The organism is Elioraea sp. Yellowstone (assembly GCF_006704265.1).
In the GTDB taxonomy this organism is placed as follows: Bacteria; Pseudomonadota; Alphaproteobacteria; order Acetobacterales; family Acetobacteraceae; genus Elioraea.
In genome coordinates this window covers 1-10,852 of sequence record NZ_VIKA01000109.1, presented here as the reverse complement: position 1 = coordinate 10,852, position 10,852 = coordinate 1, and the positions used below count along the sequence as shown (strand labels likewise).

The following is a 10,852-nucleotide window of genomic DNA, read 5'->3' as shown; positions in this document are numbered from 1 at the left end:
CGGCGCTGGTGCGCCGGCTGCGCGCCGCCGGCCGCATCCGCCACGCCGAGCGGGCGCTGGAGCGGGGGCTCGCGGCGGCGCCGCATCCCATGCTGGCATCCCTCGCGCTGGAGGGGACGCCAGGCGAGCCCAAGGTGGCGCGCGCACGCCGGGTCGCGAGCCTTGCCGGCCATGTCGGCGGGGCTGAGATGGCCCTGGTCGCGGCGCGCGCCGCGCTCGAGGCGGAGCTGTGGTCCGAGGCGCGCCGCTGGATCGAGCGCGCGCGCGCGGCGGGACTCGAGGACCGCCGCCTGCACGTCGTCCTGGCCGAGCTGGCCGAGCGCGAGTTCGCCGGCACCGATCGCGCCCGCAGCGAGGCCGAGGCGCACTGGCGCGATGCCGCGACCGCGCCGGCGGAGCCCGCCTGGAGCTGCACCTCCTGCGCGGCGAGCCAGCCGGAATGGACGCCGGCCTGCACCAACTGCGGCGCGGTCGGCACGCTGCGCTGGGGCGAGGCGACGGGGCTTGCGCCGCGCTTCGGCCTGCCGGCACCGATCCCGGGCTTGTGACCGGTGCGGGTCGTCCGATAGGTCTGCGGCGATGTCGGTGATGCAGCGGATCGCGGTCGAGTCCCGGCCGCACGTCGTGGTGCTCGGCAACGAGAAGGGCGGGTCGGGCAAGTCGACCGCCGCCATGCACGTCATCGTCGGGCTGATGCGCGAGGGCTACCGCGTCGCCGCGATCGACCTCGATGCGCGCCAGGGTACGTTGATGCGCTACCTGGAGGCACGCGCCGCCTTCGCTGCCGCCCGCGGCATCGCCCTGCCCCAGCCGGCGGCGCGCGCGCTGCCCGCGAGCCGGGCCGAGAGCCGCACCGACGCGGCGGAGGAGGACGCGGCCAACCTCGCGCAGGCCATCGCCGCCCTCGGCCGCGACGCCGAGTTCCTGGTGATCGACTGTCCGGGCGCCGACACGCCGCTCAGCCGCGCCGCGCATGCCCGCGCCGATACGCTGATCACGCCGATCAACGACAGCTTCGTCGACTTCTCGATGCTGGCGAAGGTCGATCCCGACGATCTCCGCGTGGTCAGCCCATCGATCTACAGCGAGATGGTGTGGGAGGCGCGCAAGGCCCGCTTCGCGCGCGATCGCGGGCGGCTCGACTGGATCGTGATGCGCAACCGGCTCGGCGCCGCCGAGGCGCGCAACAAGCGCGACGTCGGCGCCACGCTGGAGGTGCTGGCGAAGCGGATCGGCTTCCGCACGGTGCGCGGCTTCGGCGAGCGGGTGATCTTCCGCGAGCTCTATCTCCAGGGCCTGACGCTGATGGACCTGAAGGAGGCGGGGATCGCGGGCGGGCTGTCGCTGAGCCATGTCGCGGCGCGGCAGGAGGTGCGCGCGCTGCTCGCCGCGATCCGCAAGGGGCCGCCAGGCGATGTCTGGGCTGTCGCGCGGCCCGGCGCGGCGCTTGCGCCGGCCGGCGCGGGGTCTTAGAAGGCGGCCGTCCTGGGACGCCGACATAGCTCAGCGGTAGAGCAACTGATTCGTAATCAGTAGGTCCCCGGTTCAAATCCGGGTGTCGGCACCAGTCAAATCAATGACTTGAAACGCCGCCTCCGGACCGTGTCCGACCGCTCTCGGAGACCGGCGGTCCTCCGACTCTCGTTCATGACATGTTCTCGGCATCCATCCGGCGGCGGAAGGCCTCTGCCGGTGGTGGCGCGCGACGCGCCGGCATTCTTGCGCCTTGCACCCGGGGCCATATCCTGCCGCGGAACCTCACGCCCTGCGTGTGCCGCGCTGCCGGAGTCGCCAGCATGACCGACCTCTTCAGTCCGCTGACCCTGCGAGGCGTCAGCTTCCGGAACCGGATCGGCGTCTCGCCCATGTGCCAGTACTGCTGCGCCGAGGACGGCCAGCCGACGGACTGGCATCTGGCCCATCTCGTCTCGCGTGCGGTGTCCGGCGCTGCGCTGGTGATGGCCGAGGCATCCGCGGTGACGCCGCAGGGGCGGATCACGCCGCGCGATCTCGGGATCTGGGGTGATCAGCACATCCGGCCGCACGCGCGCTTGGCTGCGGCGATCGCTGCCGTCGGTGCCGTGCCGGCCATCCAACTGGCCCATGCCGGCCGCAAGGCGAGCCGCCGCCCGCCATGGGAGGTCGGGCCGGCGGAGCCGGGCTGGCAGACCGTGGCGCCGAGCGCGATCCCCTTCGATGGCTTCGCGACGCCGCGCGCGATGGACGAGAGCGAGATCGAAGGCACGATCGCCGCGTTCGCGGCCGCGGCGCGCCGGGCGGTGCAGGCGGGCTACCGCGTGATCGAGCTCCACGCTGCGCATGGCTACCTCATCCACAGCTTCCTCTCGCCCCTCTCGAACCGGCGCAACGACCGCTGGGGCGGCGACCTCGAGGGACGGACCCGCTTCGCCTGCGAGGTCGCGCGCGCGGTGCGGGCGGCCATCCCCGAGGACATGCCGCTCGTGATGCGGATCTCGCACACCGACTGGGTGGATGGCGGCTGGACGACCGAGGAGAGCATCGAGCTCGCGCGGCGGCTGAAGGGGCTCGGGGTCGATGCGATCGACGTGAGTTCCGGCGGAATCGACCCGGCGCAGAAGGTGCCGGTCGGCCCCGGCTACCAGGTGCCGGGCGCCGAGGCGGTGCGGCGGGGCGCGGGGCTTCCGGTCCTGGCGGTCGGCATGATCACCGAGCCCGACCAGGCGCAGGCGATCATCCGCGAGGGCAAGGCCGACATGGTCCTGCTCGCGCGCGGCTTCCTCCGCGAACCCTACTGGGCGATGAAGGCTGCCGTGTCGCTCGGCCGGACCGATGCGCTGGCGATCCCGCCGCAGTACGAGCGCGGCTGGTCCAGCCTCGGCGCCATGACGATGGATCGCGCGATCGGCAGGCCGATGCCCGCGCTCGCGTGAGCGGCGCAGCGCGCACGCGACCCGGGGGACGACGAACCGGGCTCTGCCCTGCCCGGGCGTGACCGGTCCTGCCCCGGCGTGGTTCGAGCCGGCAGCCGCGGACGTGTCGGCGCGGCAGCTGGCACACGGCGCCGGTTCGGGTCGTTCGATGGAGGACAGCGCGGCCGGCCGCCGGATCATCGGGCGTCGCGGCGGGACGAGACTCCAGAACATCTCCAGGAGACCGCAAGGCGACGGTCAAGCGCGCCGCCGCTGCGCAAGGCATGGTCCTTCCGCACCCCGCCGCCCCGGCGGACCGGAACGGGAGGATCGCCGTCATGACCACGCACAAGGCCGTCGCGGTCTCACCGCAGCGTCGGGTCGGCCCCGAATTCGCGAAGCACCTCGCCGGCAAGGCCATGGCCGAGACAGGGAAGCGCGCAGCCAACCCGCCCCGGGTCCGACCTGTCGGAACCGGCTCCGGGTTTCCTGGCGCGCATCTTCAGCCGATCAGGTGAGTCCACCTGATCGGGATCTGCGCTAACCTGCCGGCTGCGCCGACGGCTCCACCGCGGCGGGCACCCCGGCCCGCCGCAGCCCCTCGATGCACCGCTCCACGAGCGAGACATCGCCGCAGAAGAAGAAGTCCGAGCGCGCCGTCCCCAGGTTGTAGCCCGGGTGCCGCCGGATCAGCTCGGCGACTGCAGGGCCGGCCTCGGCCGTCCGCCCCAGCAGGCCGAGTGCCGAGGCAAGCAGCATGACGGGCCAATGCTTGGCGTTCGGCAGCCGCATGCCCTTGCGCGCGAAGGCCACCGTGGCCTCGTACTCGCCCAGTGCCAGATGCGCGAGCGCGCGCATGGCGTAGAAGCTCGACAGATGCGGATCACGCGGGCTGAGTTCGGCCGCGCGCTCGAAATGCGCGAGCGCCTCCTCGGCCTGGCCGCAGCAGGTGAGGGTGAAGCCGAGCGCGAAGAAGGCTTGGCCGAAGCTCGGGTTCAGCGCGATCGCCTGCTCGAGCAGCGCGATCGCCTCGCTGTATTCATGGCGGAAGCAATGGGCGCGGCCGAGCACGCACAGGTTCATGCTGTCCTGGTTGTCGAGCGCGACGGCGACCCGGCCTTCCGCCATCGCCTCGCGCAGATGCCCCTCCCGCGCCGCCGGGTCCCCCAGCACCGTGTTCTGCAGGTGCACGTAGGACAGTGCGCCATGCGCCCGTGCGAAGCTCGGATCGAGCTCGATCGCACGGCGGAACATCGCCTCGGCCTCCACCATGCCGGGGGTGGTGAAGCCCCAGAGATGGAACAGCCCGCGCTGGTAGCAATCCCAGGCGTTGAGGTCCGCCGGCGGCCGGCGCGCCGCAGCCTCGCGCTCGATCCGCGAGAGTTCGGGCTCGATCACCGCGGCGATCTGCTGCGCCATCGCCTCCTGGATCGTGAAGATGTCCGGCAGCACGAAGTCGTAGGCGTCGGACCAGAGCTGGCGCGCGGTCTCGGCCGAGACGAGGTCGGCGGTGATGCGCACGCGCTCGCCGCGCTTGGCCACACTGCCCTGGACGAGGTAGCGCACGCCGAGCGCCGCGCCGAGCTCGCGCGGCTGGCACCGGGTCGGATCGAGCCCTGCTGCCGAGTGCCGGCTCAGCACATCCATCCAGCGATGGCGCGCGAGCATCCGGACGATGTCCTCGGTCAGTCCGTAGCTGAAATAGTCGGTGTCCGGGTCCTGGCTCAGATTGGTGAAGGGCAGCACCGCGATCGAGGGCCGGCAGCGGGACCCGCCGGGCACGGCGGCGAGCAGCGCAGGCTCAGCGAGCGCCGCAGCGGTCGTGGCAGGCGCCGCCTCGCCCTCGCGCGTCTCGACCTCGCCGACGAAGCGGAAGCCGCGCTTGTGGATCGTCTTGATCAGGGCCTGGCGGTTGCCGTCATCGCCCACCGCCTTGCGCGCGGCGTTGATCCGGCTGGAGAGCGCCGCCTCGGAGACGAAGCGACCCTGCCAGATCGTCTCGAACAGTTCGTCCTTGCTGACCACCCGGTCGCGGTTGCGGACCAGATGCACCAGCAGGTCGAACACCTGCGGCTCGACATGCACCGTCTCGCCCCGGTGGCGGAGCTCGTGGCGATCCAGATCGATCTCGTACCCGGCAAATGCCAGGTCCATGCGGGATGTCTCCTCGAGATCGGCGCCGGAGGAACGGCGCATCAGGCCGCGAGTCACTGAACGGCGCGGCCGGTTTGGAAGCGGGATTATGCCTGCGATGCCTCGATCGGCTCAAGGCTGACCACCGCGGCGGCGAAACCACCACGGAATCTCAAGATCGGCTCAAGCGCCCCGCCAAGCGGGGAGAGCCCTGTGCGGGCACAACAGAGCCACCGCCGGCCAGACCGGCGCCCCTGCACAGGAGACACGACCATGACCACCAAGACCGCTCCCCCCGGCGACCGCGCCACGCAGGCCCGGTCGATGCTCGGCCATCTCGCCGTGTGGCGTGCGCGCTCGACCGGGCGGCGCGAGCTGCTGGCGATGGATGCGCGGATGCTCGGCGACATCGGCCTCAGCCCCAGCCTCGCCTACGCCGAGGCCTCGAAGCCGTTCTGGCGGGCCTGACGCGCAGGCGTCGCCCGACCGGCCCGAACCGGACCGCACCCCGCCATGAACGCCACCCTCGCCCGCCCCGTCTCCGCGCGCGCGACCGCATCCGCCAGGCTCGACGGCATCATGCGCCGGCGGCGCCGCGGCCTTGCGATCGGCATCGGCGCAGCCCTCGCCGCCGCCGCGATCTGGGGGGCGGCGCTGGCGATGACCCGTCTCGGCGTCGCAGGCAGCGGCGCGCTTGCGCCGCTCGACATCGTGGTCCTGCGCTTCCTCGGCCCTGCCCTGCTGCTGCTGCCGGTGCTCGTGCGCGCGGTTCCCAAGCTCCGCGCCACGAGCCCGCTGCCGCTGCTCGGGCTGTTCGTCGGCGGCGGCGCCCCCTTCGTGCTGGTGGTGAGCATGGGGCTGCAATCGGCCGGCGCGGCCGAGGCGGGCGCGCTGCTGCCCGGCACCGTGCCGCTCTCGGTCGCTGCACTCTCGGTCCTGCTCGGCGAGCGGTTCGAGCGCGCGCGGCTCGCCGGGTTCGGCCTGATCGCGCGCGCGGTCACCGTGCTCGTCGGCCCCGCCGCGATCGGTGCCTCGGGATCCTGGACCGGTTACGCAATGCTGCTGACGGCCTCCGCGCTCTGTGCGGTCTATACGCTCGCGCTGCGCCGGGCGGGGCTCGCGCCGCTCGAGGTGGTGGCCTTCGTCGCGGCAGGTTCGGTGCTCGCCCTGCTGCCCGCGACTCTCGCGGGTCTCGGCGAGACCCTCCTCGCAGCACCCTGGCGCGAGGTCGCAGCGCAGGCGCTCTACCAGAGCCTCGCGTCGGGGTTGATCGCGCCGGCCGCCTTCGCGGTCGCGGTCGCCCGGCTCGGTGGCGCGCAGGCGGCGGCCTTCGGCAGCCTCAGCCCGGCGGCCGCGACGCTCACCGGCATGGCACTCCTCGGCGAGACGCCCGATACGCTTGCCCTCGCCGCCGTGCTCGCCTCGGGCGCCGGCGTCGCGCTGGTCAATCTCGGCGCGCGCCGCCCTCAGCCGGGCGCGTCGCAGAGATAGCGGCGCAGGTGATAGGGCTGCGCCGCGAGTGCGGGGCAGAACGACGCCACCACCGGCTCGAGGCGCCGGTAGAGATCGCACCACTCGGCGTTCAGCGCCTCCAGCCGCTCGCGCGCGGCCTCCGCCTCGGCCGCGAGTTTCGCGAGGTCGAGCGTGAGCAGGCGCCCGTCCCGCACCACGAACCGGCCGCCGATCATCACGTGGCGCACCGAGGTGCCGTCCTCGGTGTGCACGAGCTGGTTGACCGACCAATTGTGCGGAATCCAGTTCACGCTGGCGAGGTCGAGGAAGACGATGTCGGCCTTCTTCCCAGGCGCGATCGCGCCGATCTCGGCAAAGCCGAGCGCGCGGGCGGAGCCCTCGGTGGCAGCCGCGTACACCTCCTCGACGCTCGCCCAGGCGCGCGGATCGGGTGTCTGCACCTTGGACATCATCGAGGCGTAGCGCATCGCCTCGTACATGTTCTGGTTGTCCGAGCAGTTCGCGCCGTCCGTGCCGATGCCGACCGTCACACCCAGATCGCGCGCGCGCCGGAAGCGGAACATGCCGTTGCCGAGCCGCATGTTGCTGCCCGGGTTGTGCGCCAGCGCTGCGCCCCGGTCGCGCACGATCTTCAGATCGTCGTCGTCGAGCCAGATCGCGTGCGCCGCGGTGAAGCGCTCGTCGATCAGGCCGAGCGCGTCCATGTGCGCGATCAGGCTCTTCCCGTAGCGCCTGATGCCGGCGATCGCCTGCACCTTGCTCTCGCCGACATGGGAGTGGAGCCCGACGCCGTGCTCGCGCGCGAGATCGCGGCAGGCGCACAGGAATCCGTCCGAGCAATGGTGCGGGATGGTCGGCGCAACCGCGGCGCGGATGTCCTTGCCCGCCCAGCGCCAGTGCTTCAGCACGCCCCGCATGGCGTCGAGCGTGCGCTCCCACGCCGGCAGGCGCAGCCGATCGACCTGGGATTGCAGCTCCGCCGGCAAGGCGTCGTAGAGCCCGGGGATGGCCTCATAGACCGTGCGGTCGGCCACCATCGGCGCCACCACCGCGCGCATGCCGATCTCGTTGTAGGCTTCGGCCACCGCATCGAGCCCCTCCGCGGTCGGCAGCGGGAACTCGAAATAGAGGTCATAGGCGGCGGTGCAGCCCTTCAGCACCATCTCCGCGGCGACGATCTGCGTGGTGAGCTTCTTGTCGGCGAGCGCGCGGTTGCCGCCGATCCAGGGCGCGGCCGCGAGCAGCAATTCGAGCGTCCACCTGTCGCCCTGGCCGCGTGCGAGCCCGCCATGGCCGTGCGTGTGCGCGTTGATCAGCCCGGGATGGATCAGATAGCCCGCGGCCTCGATCACGCGGGCGCCCGCGGGTGCGGCGAGACCGGCGCCGACTGCGCGGATCACGCCGTCCTCGATCAGCACGTCGGTCGCCTCCGCACGTCGCGTCGCGGGGTCGGCGAGGCGGGCGCCGCGAATCAGCGTCACGCCGGGTTCGGTCTCGGCCATCGCGGCTCCGTTGCTTCAGGTGGCACGGCGGGCGCGCCGCCTGCGGCGGCCCTCGGAGCGGCCTGCCGAAAGTCGAGAATCCGGCAGCCGCGCCTCATGCCCGCGCGGCGGCACAGCCGGACGGTCTGCGGAACTGGCCATCGCGCTTCGGTGCGTGGTCGCGCGGGACCGTGTTCATGGTGAGCAGCCTCCCGACAAGCTGGTGCGGGCGGTCGGGGTCGAACCGACACTCCCCTCGCCGGGGAACCGGATTTTGAGTCCGGCGCGTCTGCCAATTCCGCCACGCCCGCGCGCCTGTGCTGTTCCATATCGCACCGGGGGGGCCACGCCTACTCCTGCCTGAGCCCCATGACCGCGATCGTGCCCCTGTTCGCGATCGCGATCGGCCGGCCGAGGGTCCGGGCGGCAGCGCACGCACCGTCAGGCCGGCACCGGATCGACCAGGCGCGCGAGCCGCACCGCGGTGTGGCCGCGGCAGGTGCGCAAACTCGGCATCACCAGCAGGCAGTCGTCGTGCGGCGTGCGGATCTCGGTCTCGCCGTCGAGCGCGATCAGGGTGTTGCGCCCGGGCACGATGTCGCCGCCGCGATAGGGCTGGACGAAGGCGAACTCGTTGGTCTGCGCCGTCACCGTGCGGGTCACCTGGGCGAAGCGTGGCGGCCCGGGATCGAGCGGGGCGGCGGTGATGCGCGCGGCCGCCTGCCGGTCGATCTGCCCGGTCGCAAGCAGGAGCCGCGCCACCGTCGCCGCCATGGTCTCGACCGTCTCCGGCACCCAGTGCTGCCCGGCCTCGACCAGGATCGCCACGCGCGGCGAGCCGGGATCGGCGAAGGGGCGGTAGTCGATCAGGCGCCGCCCGCCCGAATGCCCCTCGTCGCCCACCACCAGCGGCGGCACGCCGACCGCGAGGGCGAGCCGGCGCGCCTTCTCGGTCTGGCCGGCGATCAACAGGGGCTCGCTCTCCCACAGCATCGAATGCAGGTCGAGCAGCACGTCGACCGTGTCGATCAGCGGCCGCATCTCGCGCGCGCGCCTGAGTTCCGCGGTCTCGCTGCCCCCGTCCAGCACGGCGCGGCACCAGATCCGGTTCAGGTCCTCGTCGATGTAGCGGCTCGCGGTCGGGTTCGCCGGGTCGAAGCGCGCGAAGGCGTCGAGATTGGCGAAGCCGAGGCTCAGCCGGCCGCGCAGCGGCACGATCCCGCGCTCGAGCAGGCGGACCAGCACCAGCGCGCCGGCGATCTCGTTGCCGTGCACCAGCGCGGTGATCGCCGTGTGCGGCCCGGGCTGCGCCGCGGTGAAGGTCCAGAAGCCGCGCAGCCCGGCATTGCCGGCAAGCCACGGCCCGAGCTCCGGGACCGGGATCTCGACCCGCCTGCGGGGGGCGATCTGGGTCGGCGCGCTCATGGGGCTCCGGCGCGTCAGGCCGCGAGGCGGTCGGCGAGGCGGGCGAGGAAGCGCTCGCAGGCGACGAGTTCGCTCTCGGCGATCCACTCGTCCGGCGTGTGCGCCTGGGCGATGTCGCCCGGACCGCAGACGATCGCCGCCATGCCCGCCTCCTGGAAGATCCCGCCCTCGGTGCCGTAGGCGACCCGGCCGGCCTCGTTCGCCCCCGTCAGCGCACGGACGAGATCGGCGAGCGGATGGCCCTCGGCGAGGTCCATGCCCGGCAGGCGCGGCCGCTCGTCGAACAGGATCGCCGCCTGCGGATGCACCGCGCGCATCGGCGGGACGAGCACGGTCTCGGCATGGCGGCGCAGCTCGGCGAGCAGCGCCCCCGCGTCGTGCGCGGGGATGTGGCGGTACTCGAACGCGATCTCCGCCTCGTGGGGCACGATGTTCAGCGCCGAGCCCGAGCGGAAGATGCCGGCATGGCAGGAGGTCCAGGGCGGGTCGAAGCGCGCATCGTGCGGCCCCTCGGCGATCAGGCGCGCCTGCTGGCGGTTGAGGAAGGCGACCACCTCGGCGCCGGCCTGCAGCGCGTTCACCGCCCGGTCCGGGCGCGAGGAGTGGCCGGCGAGCCCGATCACCCGGCAGGTCGCCGAGACCTTGCCCTTGTGGCCGAGGATCGGCTTCAGCGACGAGGGCTCGCCGACGATCACCATCTCGGGCCGCACCGGCAGGGTGGCGAGGTCGGCGGCGAGCACGCGCGCGCCGTGGCAGCCCACCTCCTCGTCGTAGGTGAGGCAGAGATGGATCGGCCGCTTCAGCCCGCGCGCCTTGAACAGCGGCACCATCGCGAGGCAGGCCGCGACGAAGCCCTTCATGTCCGCCGTTCCACGCCCGTAGAGGCGCCCGTTCGCGCGGCGTAGCCGGAACGGATCGGCCGACCAGGCCTGGCCGTCCACCGGCACCACGTCCACATGGCCGGAGAGCGCGACCCCGGGCACGTCCTCGGGCCCGATGGTGGCGTAGAGGTTCGCCTTGGTGCCGGTGGGATCGTGCGTCAGCCGCGCCGCGATCCCGTGTCCGGCGAGATAGTCCCGGATGAAGCCGATGCAGGCGAGGTTGCTGTTGCGGCTCGTGGTGTCGAAGGCGACGAGACGTTCGAGCATCGCAATCGTGCCGGAGGCGGCGCCGGCGGGCGGGGACGGATCGCTCATGCCAAGGCGGTTCATGCAAATCCTCCGCCACCATCATCCGTGACCGGCGGGGGAGGTCAACCCGGGGTGGTCAGCCCGGCTCGCGCCGCCGTCCGGCGAGCGGGTGATGCGTCGCGACCACGCGCGCGAGCCGATCCTGCTGCACGTGGGTGTAGATCTCGGTGGTGGGGGTGTGGGGGAGGGCGGGCAAGGGCGGGGGGCGGGGGCGGTGCGCCCCCCCCGCGGGGCGGGGGGGGGGGGAGGCGGGGGGGAG

General features: G+C 72.9%; 9 protein-coding genes, 2 tRNA genes and 2 pseudogenes. 7 read left to right on the top strand and 6 right to left on the bottom strand.

Going from position 1 to position 10,852, the window contains the following annotated elements:
* From FK498_RS19350 to FK498_RS13875, 5 genes and pseudogenes are all read left to right on the top strand, one after another.
* Positions 1-548, top strand: a pseudogene (locus FK498_RS19350) (hypothetical protein); the annotation flags it as partial.
* Between the two features lie 31 nt (positions 549-579).
* The gene (locus tag FK498_RS13890) at positions 580-1,473 is read left to right on the top strand and encodes a division plane positioning ATPase MipZ (protein WP_141855523.1); all 894 of its coding nucleotides are present in this window, start codon (positions 580-582) and stop codon (positions 1,471-1,473) included.
* Between the two features lie 19 nt (positions 1,474-1,492).
* Positions 1,493-1,567, top strand: a tRNA-Thr gene (locus tag FK498_RS13885).
* A gap of 229 nt (positions 1,568-1,796) precedes the next feature.
* On the top strand, positions 1,797-2,912 hold the full coding sequence (locus FK498_RS13880) for an NADH:flavin oxidoreductase/NADH oxidase (RefSeq protein ID WP_141855521.1): 1,116 nt from the start codon (positions 1,797-1,799) through the stop codon (positions 2,910-2,912).
* A gap of 317 nt (positions 2,913-3,229) precedes the next feature.
* Positions 3,230-3,409 (top strand): hypothetical protein, encoded by a 180-nt coding sequence (locus FK498_RS13875; protein WP_141855519.1) that lies wholly within the window; start codon positions 3,230-3,232, stop codon positions 3,407-3,409.
* Between the two features lie 22 nt (positions 3,410-3,431).
* Here FK498_RS13875 and FK498_RS13870 read toward each other — a convergent pair whose 3' ends face one another.
* The gene (locus tag FK498_RS13870; RefSeq protein WP_161988419.1) at positions 3,432-5,045 is read right to left on the bottom strand and encodes a winged helix-turn-helix domain-containing tetratricopeptide repeat protein; all 1,614 of its coding nucleotides are present in this window, start codon (positions 5,043-5,045) and stop codon (positions 3,432-3,434) included.
* Between the two features lie 252 nt (positions 5,046-5,297).
* Here FK498_RS13870 and FK498_RS13865 point away from each other — a divergent pair, with 252 nt between their 5' ends.
* Both FK498_RS13865 and FK498_RS13860 read left to right on the top strand, forming a co-directional pair.
* Positions 5,298-5,492 (top strand): DUF1127 domain-containing protein, encoded by a 195-nt coding sequence (locus FK498_RS13865; protein WP_141855516.1) that lies wholly within the window; start codon positions 5,298-5,300, stop codon positions 5,490-5,492.
* 45 nt (positions 5,493-5,537) lie between these two features.
* The gene (locus FK498_RS13860; RefSeq protein WP_141855514.1) at positions 5,538-6,515 is read left to right on the top strand and encodes a DMT family transporter; all 978 of its coding nucleotides are present in this window, start codon (positions 5,538-5,540) and stop codon (positions 6,513-6,515) included.
* On the opposite strand, the gene FK498_RS13855 is transcribed toward FK498_RS13860, so the two are convergent.
* From FK498_RS13855 to FK498_RS19985, 5 genes and pseudogenes are all read right to left on the bottom strand, one after another.
* Entirely contained in the window at positions 6,491-7,999 is a 1,509-nt protein-coding gene (locus FK498_RS13855) for an amidohydrolase family protein (RefSeq protein WP_141855512.1), read from the bottom strand. The two genes, FK498_RS13860 and FK498_RS13855, sit on opposite strands and share 25 nt — an antisense overlap.
* A gap of 200 nt (positions 8,000-8,199) precedes the next feature.
* Positions 8,200-8,289, bottom strand: a tRNA-Leu gene (locus FK498_RS13850).
* Positions 8,290-8,419: 130 nt separating this feature from the next.
* The gene (locus FK498_RS13845; protein ID WP_141855510.1) at positions 8,420-9,403 is read right to left on the bottom strand and encodes a succinylglutamate desuccinylase/aspartoacylase family protein; all 984 of its coding nucleotides are present in this window, start codon (positions 9,401-9,403) and stop codon (positions 8,420-8,422) included.
* Positions 9,404-9,417: 14 nt separating this feature from the next.
* Entirely contained in the window at positions 9,418-10,599 is a 1,182-nt protein-coding gene (argE, locus tag FK498_RS13840) for an acetylornithine deacetylase (RefSeq protein ID WP_237560948.1), read from the bottom strand.
* 70 nt (positions 10,600-10,669) lie between these two features.
* Positions 10,670-10,852 (bottom strand): annotated as a pseudogene (locus FK498_RS19985) (hypothetical protein); the annotation flags it as partial.

Coding starts and splice junctions, on each gene's coding strand:
- FK498_RS13880 (WP_141855521.1), top strand. CDS start 1,797: ATGACCGACCTCTTCAGTCCGCTGACCCTGCGAGGCGTCAGCTTCCGG.
- FK498_RS13845 (WP_141855510.1), bottom strand. CDS start 9,403: ATGAGCGCGCCGACCCAGATCGCCCCCCGCAGGCGGGTCGAGATCCCG.
- FK498_RS13865 (WP_141855516.1), top strand. CDS start 5,298: ATGACCACCAAGACCGCTCCCCCCGGCGACCGCGCCACGCAGGCCCGG.
- FK498_RS13875 (WP_141855519.1), top strand. CDS start 3,230: ATGACCACGCACAAGGCCGTCGCGGTCTCACCGCAGCGTCGGGTCGGC.
- FK498_RS13870 (WP_161988419.1), bottom strand. CDS start 5,045: ATGGACCTGGCATTTGCCGGGTACGAGATCGATCTGGATCGCCACGAG.
- FK498_RS13855 (WP_141855512.1), bottom strand. CDS start 7,999: ATGGCCGAGACCGAACCCGGCGTGACGCTGATTCGCGGCGCCCGCCTC.
- argE (WP_237560948.1), bottom strand. CDS start 10,599: ATGAGCGATCCGTCCCCGCCCGCCGGCGCCGCCTCCGGCACGATTGCG.
- FK498_RS13860 (WP_141855514.1), top strand. CDS start 5,538: ATGAACGCCACCCTCGCCCGCCCCGTCTCCGCGCGCGCGACCGCATCC.
- FK498_RS13890 (WP_141855523.1), top strand. CDS start 580: ATGTCGGTGATGCAGCGGATCGCGGTCGAGTCCCGGCCGCACGTCGTG.